Genomic DNA, 19,151 nt, shown 5'->3' with positions numbered 1-19,151 from the left:
GGGCTATCCCCCAGTATGAGGCAGGTTGCTTACGCGTTACGCACCCGTTTGCCACTGGTCTTGCGACCCGTTCGACTTGCATGTATTAGGCCTGCCGCTAGCGTTCATCCTGAGCCAGGATCAAACTCTCCATCGTAAATATGTTTGTGACCACCGAAGTAGTCACGATGTTTATAGCCTTAAATAGTGCTAACCTATTGATGTCAACATGTCAAAGAACTGTCTCAAACCTTTCAGTTTGATTGTAAGACCAACCGTTGTTGGTCTTCCTTATATTTGGGAGTGCAAAGGTACAACACTCATTCTTTCTTGTCAAGAAAAAGTTGAAAATATTTTTTGTCAACTTTTTCAATTCCCATTTGTAACTACCTGAAAGAAAAGCATTTAAATTATTAACACGCTTGCTCTTTCGTCGTTTGGGAGTGCAAAATTAGGTGTTTAAAATCCTTTACGCAAGCATTGTTTAAAACTTTTTCTAAAAAATTATTCAGGCTGTAAAAAAGGATACTCGAAAGACTTCGGTGGAGAAAAGGTCTCCTTGATGGTACGCGCTGACACCCAGCGATATAGGTTTAACGCTGACCCGGCTTTGTCATTTGTACCTGATGCTCGTGCGCCACCAAATGGTTGTTGCCCTACCACAGCTCCAGTCGGTTTATCGTTGATATAAAAGTTACCAGCAGCGTTTTGAAGCACTTTAGCCGCCTTCTCAACGATGTATCTATCCTTTGAAAAGATGGATCCCGTCAATGCATAAGGCGAAGTTGTGTTGACAATTTTTAGTACGTTGTCAAATTCTGACGGCTCATACACATAAATCGACAATACCGGGCCGAAGATTTCTTCACACATTGTTCGGTAGGCTGGGTCCTCTACTTGTAATACGGTCGGTTCTATAAAGTAGCCTTTACTTCCGTCGTAATTACCCCCCGCCACGACTCTCACTTTATCCGTTTGTTTGGCTTCCTTTATATAAGCTGTAATCTTATTGAAAGCTCTCTCGTCTATAACGGCATTAACGAAATTGGAAAAATCTTCCGTTTCGCCCATTTTGATCTCGCTCAAGAACTTCGTCATCTTCGCTTCAACCGCTGGCCAAAGCGTAGATGGTATGTATGCTCTCGAAGCCGCAGAACATTTTTGCCCTTGGTATTCGAAGGCTCCCCGTACTAAACCGGTTGCTACCTCGTCGATATCTGCCGATTCGTGAACCATCACAAAGTCCTTCCCCCCTGTTTCACCTACAATGCGTGGATAAGTTTTGTACTTATGGATGTTAGTGCCGATCGTATTCCAAATCTGCTGAAACACTCCTGTACTTCCTGTGAAGTGAATTCCTGCAAAATCCGGGTGACTAAAGATTACTTCCCCTGCAACTGGACCATCAACGTAAATAAGGTTAATTACACCAGCCGGTAAGCCTGCTTCGATTAGCACTTCCATAATTACCTTAGCTGACAATACCTGCGTATAAGCTGGTTTCCAAACAACCGTATTGCCCATTAGAGCCGCCGAGGTTGGCAGGTTTCCGGCAATAGCCGTGAAATTGAAGGGTGTTAAAGCAAAGACAAATCCTTCGAGTGGACGATATTCTAACCGATTCCATACGCCCGGCGATGAACCTGGTTGTTGTTTATATATATCCGTTGCGTAATGGACGTTAAACCGGAGGAAGTCAATTAACTCACATGCAGAATCGATTTCTGCCTGAAAAGCGTTTTTCGATTGCCCTAACATTGTTGCCGCGTTTATTTTGGCACGATAGGGACCTGCTATTAATTCAGCAGCTTTCAGAAAGATAGCCGCTCTATTTTCCCATGCCATGTTAGCCCATGCTTCTTTAGCTATTAATGCTGCATCAATCGCTTTTTGAACGTGTTCTGCTTCTCCTTCATAGAAATAGCCGAGGGTATGCTGATGGTCATGTGGGGGGGCAACCCGAAGTTTCCGATCCGTTCTTACTTCTTCTCCACCTATATACATTGGAATATCGGTTTCCTGATAGCGGAATTCTGCTATTGCTTTTTTAAGTGCTTCCCGTTCCGGAGAGCCTGGACGGTATTCTTTTACCGGTTCATTTACCGGTACTGGCACATTGAACGTTCCAAATGACATAATGAAGTGTTTGAGTTTTTACAAATTTACGGATTGCCTTATTTATCCACTAATCCACATTAGTTTTCCACATTTTATGCCTGTTTTTCGATTCATTGCCCTGATTTGACGTACTTTGTATCTTTATTTTCCGTGGTTTATGCGTTTTTACAGCACTAATAGTCCGTCAGTTACAGTTTCTACCAAGCAGGCTTTGTTCCAAAGTATGCCTGCTGATAAAGGGCTTTATATGCCTACTCCGCTGCCTTATCTCGGCGCTGACTTTTTTTCAGCTATTGCGAATCAATCGTTGGCCGACATAGGCTTCGCTATTAGTCAGGCGTTGTTTGGGGATGAAATAAACAAGTCAGATTTGGAAGATTTGACGCATTATGCATTTCCGTTCTCTACACCAGTTATAGAATTAGAGGCAGGCAAGGTTGGAGTTCTGGAGTTGTTTCATGGGCCTTCGCTTGCATTTAAGGACGTTGGCGCTCGTTATATGGCGGGGTTAATGTCCTATTTTTCGAAGCAAACGGATAAAGAGATAAATATTCTGGTAGCTACATCGGGCGATACTGGTGGGGCTGTTGCCATGGGTTTTCATAACGTTCCGGGTGTTAGGGTCTCTATTCTTTATCCTAGTGGTCGAGTTAGTGACTTACAGGAGAAACAACTGACAACGCTTGGTGGGAATATCCAGGCGTTTGAAGTAGATGGTTCTTTCGACGATTGTCAGGCTATTGTAAAACAGGCTTTTGTTGATTCTGAACTGAATGCTCATCTTGCTCTGTCTTCTGCCAATTCAATTAACATTTTCCGTCTTATTCCTCAAGGCTTTTATTACGTGAGTGCCTTTGGTCAGGTCAGATCTTCCGGTAAACCTGTTGTATTCTCCACCCCCAGTGGTAACTTCGGAAATCTGAGTGCTGGCGCGCTTGTACAAAAAATGGGATTACCAGTATCTCATTTTGTAGCTGCCACCAACCTTAATCATGTGGTGCCAAACTACCTTAAAACAGGAGACTATGTTCCGAAGGCCTCTATAGCCACCATTTCAAATGCCATGGATGTAGGAAGCCCTAGCAATTTCATAAGGCTTTCTCATTTATACGATGATCGCTATGATCAATTTAAAGCAAATGTTTCCGGCTACTTTTTTGACGATGACGAAACCCGAGATGGGATGAAGCGTATTTATGAGGCATACGATTATATATCCTGCCCTCATACCGCTATTGGTATTATGGGTTTAGAAAAATACCTGACTGATACCAAACAAGATGTTACCGGTGTTGCTCTTGCAACAGCTCATCCTTCAAAGTTTAAGCCGCTGGTAGAAGATGTTCTTAATGTTTCTGTTGAAGTTCCAGACAGGCTGGCAGAATTGGCCCAGCGAGAAAAAAATAGCTTTCGAATTTCTGCGAATTATGCTGATTTCAAAGAATCATTCCTACTGACAGTTTAACAAAGTTATCCACAAAAAAAGGCCTATTCCTGTGAATAGGCCTTTTTTTGTGGATAACTTTGTTAAACTGTCAGTAGGAATTTAAACAACTAATTTAGAGTATCTCCTCTTAACGCACGGAAACGTTTACGTGCCTCGGCTCCATGAATACTACCCGGATATTGTGTTAAGACTTTTTGGTAAGCTTCCATTGCTGCCTGTTTATCTTTCAATCGGTCTTCATAGATTTTGCCCTGCATAAATTGGGCATCATCGCCAAGTATATCGTTCGGATAAGAAGCAACAATTTTTTTGAGGTCCTCTAAAGCCTCTGTCGCCTTCCCCTGCTTCAGATAGGTATTAGCTCGTAGCCAGAGTATTTCATCGGCCAGGCTATGGTCTGCATAAGTTTTCAACATTTTGTTGAGGGCCTCTACTGCTTCGTCTGTTTTATTCTGAAACAGCATCAGATCAATGTCGGCATATTCACGCATTGCCGCTTCTGTACTGTCCATACCCGTGTTATCCACAATTAATAGACTTAACTGCTCAGCATCGTTTGCAATTTCGCGGGAAGTGGCCAGTTTAAGCACATCCAGCAGATCTTTTGCCACAGCCATGTTACCCCGGTAATATTGAAGCTTGGCATTTTTAAGTTTTGCCTCGTAGCCGAGTAACTCCTCCTTTTGTGACTTTTCAACCTGAGAGTACAGCAATGTTGATTCCCAAGGCTCTCCTTTCAGGAGGTAGATATCACCCTTGTCCAGTTTACAACGATCGACAAAATTTTTATCGGTTTTACCTAGATCGATAGCCAGGTCGAGTACCGTCAAGGCAGTATCCTTACTATCCAGATAATTGCCATACAAGTTGGCAGTACTACGCAATGCTTCGAGTGTTTTGCTATTCGTACCAATCTCCTGAAGCATTTTTTGATAATCACTAATGAGCTTTCTAATCTCTAGCTTATCAACCGGATAAGTGTTTTTTACCTGCTCTTCCCGCGCATTAATGACTAGTCGGCGAGCAAATGGATAAAGTTGTCCTTGTGGATACGTTGTGGATACATACTCGAATGACTCAGCCGCTGTTTTATATTCTTTATTATTCATGGCTAGCATCCCTAAATCATACACCCGGCTTCCGTTTAATTTCAGCCGTTTGTCAGTTGCTTTTTCCTGTAGCAGGGCACGGCTGAATTTTTGCTTCTGGACAAAATACCAGATAAGGAGTTCATTGTATGATAGCTCGTTTGGCTCCAGTTGAATCTTGGAATAAAGGGCCTTTTCCACAAGTGGTTCATCTTTTGTGTTGATAAATCCTTGCAATGCGGCTAAAACGGTTTCCTTCTTTTCAGGTTGCTTTCCCGTCAGAATAATTTCGTCAATGGCTTTTTCGGTTTGCCCTGTCGACCTATACAACGTCATTAACTCCTCACTGTAAGCTGTTTGCTCTCTACTGACCTCCCGAGCCGTTTCGAGTGTTCGGATGGCCCAGCGGCTCTCTCCTACCTCGCTGAAGGCAGCTGCAAGTTTTTCGAGCTTACTTATTGACGATCGGCTCGACTGTAAGGCAGCCGTAAATTGAACTTTTGCCTGTGTTGTATCTCCCTGTTGCGTGGCCAACTGTCCACTTAACAACTCGTAATATGATCGGTTTGCTTCATCGCTTCGCTGTTGCTTGCGTAAAAATTTTAATGCGTCCTCGGTCTTATTACTTTTTTGGAGGCTATACACATACCTGGAGAGCTTTGTCCAGTTCACATCGGTCTTCAACAACTTCGCATATTCATTCGCAGCCTTTGCAAAGTCGCCAGCTTTATAATACTCCTCGGCCAGCGTCGCTCCGCCCGATGTAGGGCTGACTTGCGCCCAGGTAAGTCCGGCAGACAAAACCCATAATAGCCCAATAATGACTGTTGACCTTATTAACATTTTATATAAAAGCTTTTTTAAAAAGAACGTTGTTTCAACTATTAGCCTTGTGGAAATGTGTATAAATAAGTTGTCCACTCATCAAGATACTTAATGTGGATAAGAACCACAAGATATCCACTAGTTCTTGTTTTATTATCCACGCTTAATTCACTTATACTTAAGTAAATAACATTTTATCCACATTTTGTGTGTTAATATCTTGTGGATTTGTTTATAAACTTAATGCACAACTTTACTTGGGGAAAATTTGTGGAGTTGCTTGGTATATGTTGTGGTTTCTCCACAATGCTCGTGCTCTTTTTTGCTGATGTGGATTACTTCCCTATTCGTCCACACTCCCTTTGTGGTTTGTAAACAAATTATCCACCCAGTTGTGTGAGTTATTCACACACTTATTCACACGAAAGTTTAACTTTTTTAATTTAGAATAGACCTTTACCCGACTAGGTTAAAATCACATGTTACGGTGTTGATAAGGCAATAACTATGCCTTCTTTAAGAGGTATATCAGGCTAGATGAGTTACCTAGCTTTTTGGCTTTCGCATTTGATGACAATCCTACCTGTATACTTTTCAGATAATCGGTTTTTCCAGTCTGGTACCGGGTACTTAACATGGCGATGTAAAAAGCATCGAATATCATGGGTAGTTGCTTAACTAATCTAAAGCCGTGTTTGTTGAAGAGAGGCTCTATTGTTGAGGGTGTGAAGTGATGTAAGTGGCGCGGCACATCATAAGCAGCCCAGTACTGTTTAAATAATTGGGCATCATAAGAGTCAGAATTTGGTACGGCTATCAACAGGGTACCCTGCTCCTTTAATAATTCACGAAGTTGAATTATTGATTCATTTAGATTTGGAATGTGCTCGAGCACGTGCCACAGCGAAATGATATCGAAGGTCTCTGCTCCTGCAAGCGCTTCCAGACTAGGCTTAATGTCTGCTTGCAACTTTTCCTTGGCAATGGTGCGAGCATCTGGATCTGGTTCCATTCCGGTTACCGACCAGCCACCTTCTTGGCAACTTTGCAGAAATGCGCCTGTTCCACAACCCACATCTAAAATCTTACCTGCTTTGCCTGAGAGCTTGTTAATAAGATTTAATTTCGATCGTAATGTATAATTTCTGACTAGTCGATACGCCGTATTGATCAATCCACCTCCATTATCATTATGGGAGATATACTGGTCCGATTTGTAATATGCCCCTATGGAGTTGCTATCCGGACGTGGATTAGTTAATCGAAAACTACAACGCTGACACTGTTGAATTTCAAATTTCTGATTGCTGACCAGATAGTCTTCACAACTTAAATAAGTACTGAAGGTGGTATTGCCACAGACTGGGCATTGAGTTACGGTTTCCAAAGCAGTGTCAGAATTGAGTGAATACAAAAAGGGTGTCAACTTTTTTAATAGCTGACACCCCACAAATGTTTAGCGGCCCATGTAGACCAACAGAATAGAAACGTCTGACGGACTGACTCCACTAATTCGTGAAGCCTGACCAATTGTTGACGGCCGTAGACGTTTAAGCTTTTCTTTACCTTCAAAAGAAAGGGCTTTCAATCGGTCATAATCGAACGCCGGATTTATAGAAAGACTCTCCCATTTATCGAGTTTATCAGCGTTTTGCTTTTCTCGACTCAGGTAGTCTTCGTATTTTATTTCAATAACGGTTTGTTCAATTGTCTCCTCCCCTACCCCACTCGGCATGTCAGGAAGGTTCGAAAGCAGGTTTTTTACATCCGTTTGATCTATTTCAGGACGTTTGAGCAGTGTGTACAGACTTCCTTTTTCCCGAAGTGGTGCGCTACCTTTCGATTCCAGAAAGGCATTAATCTCTTCTGGTTTTACTTTAGTGGTGCGGATTGTTTCGGTCAGTTTAGCGATACCTTCCCGTTTTGCAACCATAGTTTCGTAACGTTCCTGCAAGGCTAAACCAATGGCGTATCCTTTTTCAGTAAGCCGTAAATCCGCATTATCCTGCCTCAAAAGCGTTCGATACTCAGCCCGTGATGTGAACATTCGGTAAGGTTCTTCGGTCCCTTTCGTGATCAGATCATCGATCAAAACACCTATGTATCCTTCAGAACGTTTGATTGTAAATTCGGCTTCTTGATGACTATTGCGATGTGCATTTATACCTGCCATTAATCCCTGGCAAGCAGCTTCTTCATAACCAGTCGTCCCATTTATTTGTCCCGCAAAGAAAAGATTTTGAACAAGCTGGGTTTCAAGCGTTGGCTTTAACTGGGTGGGTGGAAAGAAATCATACTCCACTGCATAGCCGGGTCGGAACATTCGTACGTTCTCAAACCCTTGAATTTTACGAAGCGCATTATATTGAACGGTTTCTGGTAAGGATGTAGAAAATCCGTTCACATATACCTCCACAGTATCCCAGCCTTCAGGTTCCACGAAAATCTGGTGTCTGTCCTTGTCGGCAAAACGGTTGATTTTATCCTCTACGGATGGGCAATACCGAGGTCCTAATCCTTTTATTCGACCAGTAAACATTGGCGACTTATCGAAGCCTGTTTTAAGTTCGTCGTGTACAGCCTGATTTGTGTATGTGATCCAGCAACTCCGCTGTTTCGTCAAAGGTGACGTATTTGTGTATGAAAACTTACCAGGGTTCTCATCTCCAAGCTGCTCTTCCATCAATTCATAGTTGAGACTTCGACCATCTACACGGGGTGGCGTGCCAGTCTTCATTCGACCTGCTTCGAAACCTAACTGAACCAGTTGTTCAGTCAAGCCAGTCGCCGAACGTTCTGCCGTACGTCCGCCACCAAATACCTTTTCACCAATAAACATTTGGCCGTTCAGGAATGTGCCGTTCGTAAGAACAACTGCTTTAGCAGAAAACTCAACACCTAAACTTGTTTTGACACCTTTAACCCGCCCATCTTTTACGATTACTTCATTAACTGTATCCTGCCAGAAATCTATATTAAGGTTCTCTTCCAATGCCTTCCGCCATTCCCATGCGAACACATTTCGGTCACTTTGGCAACGAGGGCTCCACATAGCAGGGCCTTTAGAACGATTCAGCATTCGAAATTGGATCATGCTTTTATCGCTTATTATCCCTGACAGCCCGCCTAATGCATCAACTTCCCGAACAATCTGCCCTTTGGCAACACCTCCCATAGCAGGGTTGCAAGACATTTGTGCAATGGTTTGCATATTCATTGTAATCAGCAAAACTTTTGAGCCCATGGTGGCTGCTGCACTGGCTGCTTCACATCCGGCATGGCCCGCTCCTACTACAATGACATCGTATGAAGAATACATTTTTGATACTTTTTGAAAAATGTTTCACGTGGAAACTTTTCACAAAATTGATGAAAGTTGTTGAAAAGGTAAAACGTGATGATGAATTGATACGAAAACAACAAAAAACCGCCGACCTTAGTGCAAAGTCGGCGGTTTAAAAAGTATTGAGTTTACTTGCTTACCTTCTGTAAGTATTGATTTGCTTCTTTTTTGTAAAAAAGATTATAGTTAGGTGTAACGGACCGGAGTACTTCAACTTGTTTAGATTTTTGCTGAAAGTTTGTTGAATCGAAAAAAGCTGGTGTACTTTTCTTTGTGGTTTTAGCCGCTTCAGCCTGTCGTTTAGGGTCTTCTTCCTGCTGCTTTAAAGCTTTTTCGGATTCAAGCAAGCGCGTCAGAATCTCGTTCTGGCGATTGATGGTATTAGGATTTACCCGCTTATTAACAAGGTCGGTTTCCGCTTCATCCATCTTCTCCATCAACTCTTTAACTTGTTTTTCTTGTTGTTTACCAGCTTCGGTGCCTTTCGCACTTTCTTCAAGTTTCTTAAGCATGCTGCGGATCATCGCTTGCTCGGCGGCCATTTGCGAAAGCTCTTCTGATAAGCCCCTACCCGTCTTACCACCTTTCTGCATCTGTTGCATCTTCGCATTAAGCTGCTTTTGCATTTCACCCATTCCGCTTGGGTTATCACCTTTCTTTCCTCCTTTACCCTTACCAGGCATGGCCATCGCATTCATTTGCTGTTGCATATTCTTCAGAACATCGCTCAACATAAGTGCGAGGTTATTTATGGACGTCATAGCAAACTGCTGTTTAGAAGAAGCCATACTTAAACGGCGATCTTTAAGTTGCTGTACGCTTTCATCCATGTAGAACTTCATATTTGTAAGCTCCCGCGTAACAAAAGACTGGATTTGTACTACGCGACTTGCCAAGGCATTCAGGCTATCCTCAATGATCTTGGCATCATCCTGTAGCTTTAGCTGCTCCTGAGCTAACTTGGTAGCACGAGGATCTTGAATGTTCATCCCACGAAAATCTTTCATAACCCGTTCCTGTCCGAACGATAGCGTGATAAGGTTGTCAAGGATATTTCTAAGGTCATCCATATTTTCCTGCATCTCTTCCATCTCTGATGATTGCATAGACTCTTTCATGGCCTTACTCATTTGCTTCATGGCCTTTGCTGACTTTTTTTGCTTTGAAGAAGCTTGTTTGCCTTTGTTGCTCTTCATGTCTTTAGCCGCATCGTCCAGCTCTTTCTCAATCTCCTGCTGTTCCTTTTCGGATGCCTCTGGTTTGTTAAGATCTTCCTTTTCGGCCTGCTCCTGAAGCTCTTTTAATTGCTCTTTTGTGTTCTTAAAATCTTCCTGAGACTTCTCTTGTTGCTTTTGCTGCTCCTGCGTTGTCTCATTCTTCTTGGCACTTTCGTCGGCCTGTTTCTCCAACTGCTCAGCCTGCTTCTCTAAATTTTCCGCAACATTGTTGACCTTTTGTTCGAGTTGCATTTGCTTAAACAGCTTAAGGGCACGATCAAGGTCACGTTCCAAGTTCTTCTCTTTGCGAGTTAATCGGTCAAGCATATCCGAGGCTTTTTCATCTTGTTTGCGCTCTAATAGCTGTTTAAGCTGCTCATACAACTGCTTTGACTCTGGGTCTAATAAGTCTTTAAACAGTTTCTGCAACTGCTCCATTTTATCCTGTAAAGCTTGATTCTTCTCCGCGAATCGTTGTTGAGTGTCGTTTGTTTTCTGCATTTGTTCTTGCAGTTTCTGAACCTCTTTCATCAACTCTTCCCGCTTCTGTAGAATTTCCTGAAGTTGTTTCTTGTCCTGAAAATCAGAAGACTTTTTAGTTCTCATCCGATCCTCCATCGTTTGAAGTTCCTTCTTGATTTCCTGCGTCTTGCTAAGCGCATTGTCAATTTGCTGCTCAGTTTTTTCAGCAGATTTGTCGACCTGTTTCTGAATTTCAGCGTTTGAAGGAATGACAAAATTGAGTTGGTTGGAACGGCTGGACTTCGCCCCATTGACACCATCGTTATCCCAAACTTGTACAAAATAGTCTAGTCGGTCCTCCTGCCCTAACTTCAGACTATCGAGTGACCAGTTGTAGACAAAGTTTTGAGATGTCGTTGATTTGTTAACAGGAATGTCTATCACGTACGTCTGTGATGCCTTCCCGTTTCGGTTAATCTTGTAGTTAAGTTTAAGTTTTGAGAAGCCGTAATCATCTGAAATAAGCCCGGATAAGGCAATATAATTGTAAGTTACAGTGTCCTGTATCCGATCGACGGAAATCTGTGGATAACGATCTGGAATCACCTGAACGTTGTACTGAATCGTTGACGGAGACGCTACCTGACCGTTTTTTAGTGACACAGTGTAAACCGCATTTTGCATTAATCGACGGTTTAGTATGAATGTGTTATCATCAATGAGACGAGCAGCCGTGGGCCTTATTTCCGTGTTAAACTTGAACAACAGCGAATCGGTATGATCGGCAGCAAATTCCCAATTAACAGTAGTGCCCTGCGGTACAAGTAGATTACCAACATTCGACAGTTGTTCCGAGGGCTTGTTCAGATAAGCGGGATAATCAAGTTTAACATTAAAGGAAAGAACTGCCGGCCGATCAATTAATGACACCTTGTATTCTGGCGAGTTATAACCCGAAGCTTCTAAACGAAAATCTAAATCCCGTTGGAGATTGTCAAAATTATACGTGAACTTATTTCCCGACTGCTCAAGTTTGAAACGTGTTCCATTAGCCACAACGTAAACAGCCTGGGGCAACACATCGCCCACCAGTTTGACTGAAAGCGGAAAATCTTCATTTCTGAATGCTTTCAACGCTTTGTTTTGAATGACAAACTGAAAAGGAGCTTCTTCTACGAACTCTTTGTTATAATTGACAAGACGCGTGGAAGACTTGGTAAAAAAATCTGGATTAACTACCAGAACCAGCAGGATAACGGCAAGTGGTGGAATAGCATATTTGAGAAATTGCCGGTTACGGCTAATCTGAATTGCATTAGCGAAACGATTTATCAATAATTGCTGAGAGCGCTGGTTTAAACTTGCTTGGAGTAAATCGCTCTGATCCGTTGAAATCCGCTGAAGTTGAAGCGTGTTCAGAAGCTTATCCCCTACTTCGGGAAAAAACATACCAATTTGCCGGGCTGCTTCGTCGTTAGAAAGTGGCTTATTTAATCCATATAAATTAAATAGTGGGCGAAGTACCAGAAGATAAAGTCCAACAAGTATGGTGAGCAGAAAGCCAAAGAATAAGGCTCCACGGCCAATTGAGCTAAAGCGACCAATAAACTCAGCCGTGTTGATGAACAGGTAGCCGGTACAAAGCAGGGCTATAAAAAATAGGCTACCCTTAACTAACTGATTCTGAAAATAACGTTTCTTATACTCATCAATTCGCTGAAGCAGCGTGGTATAAGCAGATGAAGATTGCATAGAATTCAGATTGAGCAGTTAAACAAATAGAGACTCGAAGTACTGAATAACGTGTTGTTTCAAAAAAATCTCCTGGGCCAATAAGTCCCCATGTGGGATTGGCTTTGCCAACGTCCATTGAGGCCATCCATCTTTATCATGACCTTCAAATATGTAGTAACCTTTTGTGCTAAGGACTCGGCAAACAGCAATGTGCATTAGATCTTGCTTAGCTTCTTTCGAAAAGCGTTTGGGACCTGTTCCTAATTCCTGTACACCAATCAGGAAGAGAACGGAATTAAGATCAGCAGGGCGTTTTCCAACAAGTGCCTGTAACTGATCAAGTAATTCATCCCACTGATTATCGAGACTGTTTTCCATTTCTGCAGCCATAATTTTTATTCTTCTTCCTAAATTACAACGTTTTATCTTATCAAACGAATGCATCCCGCCGTTCAAAGAATTTATCTACTGTTTGCCGATTTTGTCGATCTGCTCTATCCAACTCTGTGTGTGGGCTGTGCTAAATCGCTCGGATTTAATGAAGGGGTGTTGTGTACAAAATGCCGAATCAATCTTCCCGAAACGTATCAGCATAGGAAGCCGTATAATGACAATCTCCTCAATAAGTTTGCCGGAAAAGTGCCTGTTCGTTTTGTAACATCATTTGTGTATTTTAAAAAAGGGGGAATTGTCCAGAAATTAATACATAAAATAAAGTACAAGGGGCAAAAAGAAGTCGCTAAAGAAATAGGCTGTTGGTATGGATATCAGTTGGCGAGTGAAAGTGAACTACTGACAGAAGTAGATCTTTTTATCGGCGTTCCTTTACACAAGAGCCGCTTGCGGCAACGCGGTTACAATCAGGCAGATTGGATTGCAAAAGGACTCTCTGAAGCCCTTAACATACCCGTTGCTGAAGATGTTTTAATATGCCGGAAATTTAAGGATTCACAGACTCGAAAGAATCGACTGCAACGCTGGGAAAATGTTAAAACAGTTTTTTCTGTTCAAGACGCTAGCAAGGTAAGCGGTAAAAATATTGCCCTCGTCGATGATGTTCTTACCACAGGGGCAACCCTGGAAGCTTGTGCTGTTGAACTTCTTAAATCGGGTTGTAAATCTGTCGGATTTATAACGCTGGCAGCCGTAAATAGGTAAGTGAATTGTTTGATTAGCAGGAGATAATGTGAAAAATAAAAAGCGGGCAACTCCTAAAAGTTGCCCGCTTTTTACTTAGTTGTCAACGTTTACTTGTTCCGGCCGACACCAATCATAGCGCATCGGAAGCCAATCATCGCAGTAGCAGAATCCTGATCCAGGAATCGGCGCGTACCAGGCGATAACCAGTAGGCTACATCATTCCAGGAACCGCCTTTATAAACGCGAAGTTTATCATCAATTAAAGACTGTTTGTTCTTGGTATCGTAATTTTTTGAATCATCAAGATAACCATTCCGACGAATCGGGTTCAGATCGTTTACATCTTGATAAGATAAAGGACGATACACGTCATATACCCACTCATTAACGTTGCCGGCCATGTTGTAAAGCCCGAAATCGTTGGCTGGATAAGCATAAATTTCAGCTGTGATGATAGCACCATCGTTCGAACGACCTGCGATACCAGCGTAGTCACCCCGGCCCCGCTTGAAGTTAGCTAGCATTTGGCCCTGTTTCCGGCCTTTCTTGGGGTTACGTACCGAAGAACCATCCCAGGGGTATATCCGCTGATTGATTTGATTCTCGTCCATATATTGCGTGCCTATGAGGGCTTTCGCTGCATACTCCCATTCAGCTTCCGTTGGAAGGCGATAATCAGGTAAAACTAAACCGCTTTCCAGACTTGGTTTAGCCGCAGATGTTGACGCCGTTGCTTCAGCTAGTGCAGGTTCAGCTTCGGCTTTAGATTTACGCTTAAGCGAGAAACCGCCCCCCTTTTTCTTTGGTGCACCACCTTTGGCTAACTCGTTATTTACAGCGTTTGACCGCCATACTGCATAATCACTGGCTTGTACCCACGATACACCAACAACTGGATAATAGCGGAACGCCGGGTACCGTAAATACTGCGTAACATAAGAGTCATTAAAAGACAGGGGGTTTGCCCAAACTGTAGTGTCGGGCAAAGCTGCTTTAACGACTTCTTCGGATGAATCGCGAGAAATGGCGTTCAGGTATTCCAGATAGTGAACATTGGCCATCTCTGTTTCATCCATATAGAAAGACTGAATGGAAACGGTACGCTCACGGTTATCGCGGCTATTCATTACATCCTCTTCGAGCGCTCCCATTGTAAAGCGGCCACCTTCAATAAAAACAAGGTTTGGACCGGCTTTCTGTCCTGCAAATTTCTTTACCTGGAAACCTTCCTTCTGGTTGTAAGCAATCCCCGTCGCCGTACTCTTCTTACCGGGCTGCACACTGGTCGGGTGCTTGGACTTACAAGATGCCAGGGCCGCCGTTGCCAGCAGCACAAAAGCCGCTCGTTGCAGGTGATACTTTTGAATCATTGTTCTATTTTGTGTAAAACGTAGGTGCAAAAATCGTAATTAATTTGTCAATGCGCCCATTATTTCGCCTAATTGCTCGACGGAATAAACGTCTGAATGCGTAATAATTGGCCTTCCCTTTGACTCTTTTAATGAACTTTTAGTTGGGTTTCGCTTGATGTACTCAATTACCTTGCCAAACTGGTCCGATTTAAAGAACTCATCGTTCCCGTTAGAAACGAAGTATCCTTTCATGATATTATTCTTAAGGGTCAGTTTTTCAAGGTATAATTGCTCGGCCTTCCAGCGAACATTTACCATTTTAATCAGGTTTTCAACCTCCTCAGGCATCGGGCCGAACCGGTCAATGACTTCCTGCCTAAATGCCTGTAACTCATTATCGTTCTGAAGACTATCCAGGCGAGTATATAACGCTAATCGCTCCGAAATATTCGATACGTATTTCTCCGGAATAACAACCTGTAAATCAGTCTCAATAACTGTATCTGGAAGTGATAGTTTCAAATCACCCGGCTTTGTTTCAAACAGGTCTTTAAACTCACTTTCTCGCAACTCCTGAACTGCTTCATCTAGTACTTTATGGTACATTTCAAACCCAAGGTCATTCACAAACCCACTCTGTTCTGCGCCAAGTAGATTGCCCGCTCCACGAATGTCTAAGTCGCGCATGGCAATTTTGAAACCCTCACCTAAATCCGAAAAATCTTCCAGGGTCTGAAGCCGCTTTCGCGCATCTGCGGTGAGCACAGAAGGCGGTGGTGTAAGCAGGTAACAAAATGCCTTTCGGTTAGAACGCCCTACCCTACCCCGCATCTGGTGCAGGTCCGACAAACCAAAGTAATGCGCATTATTGATCAGAATCGTGTTTGCATTGGGAATATCGAGCCCCGATTCAATGATATTTGTCGAGATGAGTACGTCATAATCACCTTCGATAAATCGAGTCATAATTCGCTCTAGCCGCTCACCATCCATCTGACCATGTGCAACGCCAATGCGGGCTTCAGGAACTAGGCGCATGATCAGGTTACCGATCGACTCAATATCATTGACCCGGTTATGAACGAAAAAGACCTGACCACCCCGTCTAACTTCCGTACTTACGGCATCCCGAATAATAGCTTCATTGAATGCATGAACTTCTGTAGTTACGGGCTGGCGGTTTGGCGGAGGTGTTGCAATGACCGACAAATCCCGAGCACCCATCAGCGAGAAGTGTAATGTACGCGGAATAGGAGTAGCTGTAAGCGTGAGTACGTCTACTTCCACCCGCATTTCTTTCAGCCGATCTTTAGTCTTTACACCAAATTTCTGTTCCTCGTCAATGACAAGAAGGCCCAAGTCTTTAAATTTGATGTCTTTGTTTACAATCCTGTGTGTACCGATCAGGATACCAATTTCGCCCGAACTGACCCCTTTTAAAATCTCTTTTATCTGACCAGCCGTTCTAAATCGGTTAATGTATTCGATCTTGACCGGAAAGTCGGCCATTCGCTCCGAAAACGTCTTGAAATGCTGCATAGCCAGGATGGTCGTAGGAACCAAAACGGCTACCTGCTTATTGTCCGTAACCGCTTTAAAAGCGGCCCGAATCGCGATTTCAGTCTTGCCAAAGCCCACGTCGCCACATACTAGCCGATCCATCGGGTGCGGACGTTCCATGTCATCTTTGACGTCGTTCGTTGCCTTGGCCTGGTCTGGTGTGTCTTCATAAAGGAACGACGACTCAAGCTCAGCTTGCAGAAAACTATCGCGGCTGTAGGCATAACCGGGTGCTGTTCGGCGTTTTGCGTACAGGGCAATCAATTCTCGCGCAATATCTTTTACCTGCTTCCGAATACGAGACTTTTTCTGTTCCCATTCCTGCGAACCAAGTTTGCTCATGGTTGGCGGACCACCTTCCCGGCCGCTGTATTTGGCTATTTTATGAAGGCTATGAATACTAACGAGCAATATATCATTGTCGCGGTAAATAAGCCGAATAGCCTCCTGTTCGTTACCGCCATGATCTACTTTTTCAAGACCTGCAAACCGACCGATACCGTAGTCAACGTGCGTAACATAGTCTCCCGGTTGAAGCGTCTTTAACTCACGAAGTGTAAGTGCTTTTGATTTTGAGAACTTATCCTGAACGCGGTATTTGTAGTATCGGTCGAAAATCTGGTGATCGGTAAAACAAGCAATTTTCAGGGCATCATCGATATATCCTTCCCGTAGGCCTACATTCATCGACTGGAATTTTACGAACGGGTCCAGTTCTTCGAATATAGTTCGCAACCGATCCAGCTGCTTAAACGATTCGGCTGCGATTACGTTGGTAAAACCCTTCGACTGAAGATCAGCCATTGTATCGATCAATCGTTTAAAATCTTTGTTAAACGACGGCTGAGGCTTGGAATGATACTGCTGGCGACCTTCTGTTTTAAAGTAAAATTTCCGGCCGTACTCAACTGTTTGATACCGCTTCAGTTCGTTGAGGAACGTGCGCCGTGTTTCAAACAAGGCATTCGGATCAGAAACTATTTGAATGCCTCCACTATTTCCCACCACTGTAGCAAAACTCTGTTCTGCCTTTTCGAAGTTTTTCTCGATGATCTCAAGCGTAAACTCAACGTCTTTTGCCCAGATCGTTGTGGCTTCTGGCAAAAAATCAAAAAAAGACTCGCGAGTTTCCTGAACCAGTTTTGTCTGAATATTTGGAATTACGTTGATAAAGTCAACGGCATCTGTCGATAGTTGGGATTCCGGATTGAATTTTCGAATACTCTCAACTTCATCACCGAACAGATCGATTCGGAACGGGAACTCGCTGGCGAACGAAAACACGTCAATGATGCCCCCACGTACCGAAAACTGACCCGCTTCGTAAACAAAATCGGTCTTCTCAAACTCATATGTCTGAAGTAATTCAGAAACAAAGTGCGTATCCAGCTTCTCGCCTACCCGGATTGTTAGCGTATTCGCCTGTAACGACCGCTTGTTAATAACCTTTTCAGATAACGCTTCCGGGTACGTTACCATCAGCAATCCATCTTTGGGCGCGGGGTTCAGCTTGTTCAGCACCTCCGCCCGCATCAGTACATTGGCATTTTCAATTTCCTCGTACTGATACGGCTTCTTGTACGACATCGGGAACAGTAGCACTTCCCGGGTTAGCAAGTTTTGCAGATCGTTGAAGAAGTATGCGGCCTCATCACGATCCGTCAGTATGTATAAGTGATTTCCACCCACTGACTTAAAAATCGTTGAGGCCACTACTGCGTCCAGGCTTCCGGACAAACCCTTGATCTGCAACCGTTTCGGCTCGCTCGATACTTTGCGGCTAAACGGTTCAGCGAGCAGTTTTATAAAACTATCGTCGGCGTAAAGGCCGATTAATTCATCAGGTTTCAAACGAAAGTCAGGTTGTAATTCACACACGAAAAGCCGCTGGAACTACATTCCGGCGGCACAATTCTGTAACAGCAGGTACTTAAAATTTGTTGCGTTCGATGTTATTTAAGTTCGGCTAGATGGGCATAGGCCATGCTTTCTCCGTCCAGTAGTTGTCGAATTTTTGGGCTGTCTTCAAAAACGATAATGATTTCTTTTCGGTCAAGCGGTTCATCATCGTCTACCCATTTCCAGTCTTCGGCGGTAGCCTCCAGTATACTCAATACACTGCTGATTTTAGCTGGGTCCCGTTCTTTACTGATGAATTCATTTGTGTTCGTGAAGTATAAAACAACCCGTTCATCTTCCAGCCATTGTAGGTCATTCAAAGATTCATTTAGCGCTTCAAGTGTGAACCCAAAGTTTGGTATTTCCAATAAGTCGGCCATTTCTTCATAAAACTGACGGAGGGTTAAGGCATGTTTACCGTCGATGTTCGCAATGAAGTCGTTCGCAAAATGGGCTTCTAATTCACGTTCAGTCTGACAAATGAGGATGTTGGGTGTCATGAGATTTTTATAAAGAAATGCTTGAAAGTATGATAAGTCAAGGTTTCACGTGAAACTGAAAATCAAGCAGTTATAATCGTATGTAACCAGTTAAACCCTGGTTACTTAAGTGATTTTGAATGTAGCGTACTTGCAAAAGTACAATTTAGACAAACAAAAAACCTCCACAATGGGAGGTTTTAAAGGCAATTAGTTTAAGGAAAAAAGAGGAATGCGAGCCGCTACCATATTATGAAACATAAGCTCTGTAATAATGGGTGTCATGTACTTAATGAGCGGAAATTCCGAAATTGACTCCATCACTTCCAACTCTGAATCCGCTTTAAAAATGCACCAAAGTTTATGGCGGTCAATAGAGAGCGAGTATGACAGTAGGAACCCTTTTTCCATTAATTCCTCCACTTTGAGCTGTTGGGCAGGAATCCGGTTCTCGAATCCTTCATCCAGCACGGTTGGAAGATCAAATTCAACCATATATTGGCTCATA

General features: G+C 43.2%; 12 protein-coding genes and 1 rRNA gene. 2 read left to right on the top strand and 11 right to left on the bottom strand.

Translation table 11 applies throughout. The features are described 5' to 3' along the window. Together NT073_RS02265 and pruA are read right to left on the bottom strand one after the other, a co-directional pair. Positions 1-136: ribosomal RNA gene (locus NT073_RS02265) — 16S ribosomal RNA — on the bottom strand; the annotation flags it as partial. A gap of 347 nt (positions 137-483) precedes the next feature. After that, on the bottom strand, positions 484-2,115 hold the full coding sequence (gene pruA / locus NT073_RS02260; protein ID WP_297368128.1) for an L-glutamate gamma-semialdehyde dehydrogenase: 1,632 nt from the start codon (positions 2,113-2,115) through the stop codon (positions 484-486). A 139-nt stretch (positions 2,116-2,254) separates the two neighbouring features. Between pruA and thrC the strand changes: the two genes are divergently transcribed. Next, positions 2,255-3,562 carry a threonine synthase gene (gene thrC, locus NT073_RS02255; protein WP_297368126.1) on the top strand — a complete coding sequence of 436 codons (1,308 nt, stop codon included), beginning with the start codon at positions 2,255-2,257 and terminating at the stop codon, positions 3,560-3,562. A gap of 89 nt (positions 3,563-3,651) precedes the next feature. Here thrC and NT073_RS02250 read toward each other — a convergent pair whose 3' ends face one another. The 5 genes from NT073_RS02250 to NT073_RS02230 all read right to left on the bottom strand — a co-directional run bounded on the left by NT073_RS02250 (position 3,652) and on the right by NT073_RS02230 (position 12,603). Beyond that, positions 3,652-5,553: a tetratricopeptide repeat protein gene (locus NT073_RS02250; RefSeq protein WP_297368124.1), complete on the bottom strand. Its 1,902-nt coding sequence runs from the start codon at positions 5,551-5,553 to the stop codon at positions 3,652-3,654. Between the two features lie 409 nt (positions 5,554-5,962). Then, positions 5,963-6,844 (bottom strand): class I SAM-dependent methyltransferase, encoded by an 882-nt coding sequence (locus NT073_RS02245; protein ID WP_297368122.1) that lies wholly within the window; start codon positions 6,842-6,844, stop codon positions 5,963-5,965. A gap of 69 nt (positions 6,845-6,913) precedes the next feature. Further along, positions 6,914-8,776 (bottom strand): tRNA uridine-5-carboxymethylaminomethyl(34) synthesis enzyme MnmG, encoded by a 1,863-nt coding sequence (gene mnmG, locus NT073_RS02240; protein ID WP_297368120.1) that lies wholly within the window; start codon positions 8,774-8,776, stop codon positions 6,914-6,916. A 152-nt stretch (positions 8,777-8,928) separates the two neighbouring features. Next, on the bottom strand, positions 8,929-12,231 hold the full coding sequence (locus NT073_RS02235; protein WP_297368118.1) for a DUF4175 family protein: 3,303 nt from the start codon (positions 12,229-12,231) through the stop codon (positions 8,929-8,931). Positions 12,232-12,249: 18 nt separating this feature from the next. Next, positions 12,250-12,603: a hypothetical protein gene (locus tag NT073_RS02230; RefSeq protein ID WP_297368142.1), complete on the bottom strand. Its 354-nt coding sequence runs from the start codon at positions 12,601-12,603 to the stop codon at positions 12,250-12,252. A 48-nt stretch (positions 12,604-12,651) separates the two neighbouring features. Here NT073_RS02230 and NT073_RS02225 point away from each other — a divergent pair, with 48 nt between their 5' ends. Then, on the top strand, positions 12,652-13,371 hold the full coding sequence (locus NT073_RS02225; protein WP_297368117.1) for a ComF family protein: 720 nt from the start codon (positions 12,652-12,654) through the stop codon (positions 13,369-13,371). A gap of 89 nt (positions 13,372-13,460) precedes the next feature. Here the strand turns inward: NT073_RS02225 and NT073_RS02220 are convergent, their stop codons facing one another. The 4 genes from NT073_RS02220 to NT073_RS02205 all read right to left on the bottom strand — a co-directional run bounded on the left by NT073_RS02220 (position 13,461) and on the right by NT073_RS02205 (position 19,150). Then, a complete protein-coding gene (locus tag NT073_RS02220) occupies positions 13,461-14,723 on the bottom strand; it encodes an SUMF1/EgtB/PvdO family nonheme iron enzyme (protein ID WP_297368115.1) in 1,263 nt (420 codons plus the stop codon). 39 nt (positions 14,724-14,762) lie between these two features. Further along, positions 14,763-18,116: a transcription-repair coupling factor gene (gene mfd, locus NT073_RS02215; RefSeq protein ID WP_297368113.1), complete on the bottom strand. Its 3,354-nt coding sequence runs from the start codon at positions 18,114-18,116 to the stop codon at positions 14,763-14,765. 101 nt (positions 18,117-18,217) lie between these two features. After that, the gene (locus tag NT073_RS02210; RefSeq protein WP_297368111.1) at positions 18,218-18,664 is read right to left on the bottom strand and encodes a barstar family protein; all 447 of its coding nucleotides are present in this window, start codon (positions 18,662-18,664) and stop codon (positions 18,218-18,220) included. Positions 18,665-18,853: 189 nt separating this feature from the next. Next, entirely contained in the window at positions 18,854-19,150 is a 297-nt protein-coding gene (locus tag NT073_RS02205) for a muconolactone Delta-isomerase family protein (RefSeq protein ID WP_297368109.1), read from the bottom strand. Between the last annotated feature and the right edge of the window lies 1 nt (position 19,151).

The organism is Spirosoma sp., from assembly GCF_026391055.1.
In the GTDB taxonomy this organism is placed as follows: Bacteria; Bacteroidota; Bacteroidia; order Cytophagales; family Spirosomataceae; genus Spirosoma.
This window is presented reverse-complemented; position numbering and strand designations above follow the sequence as displayed.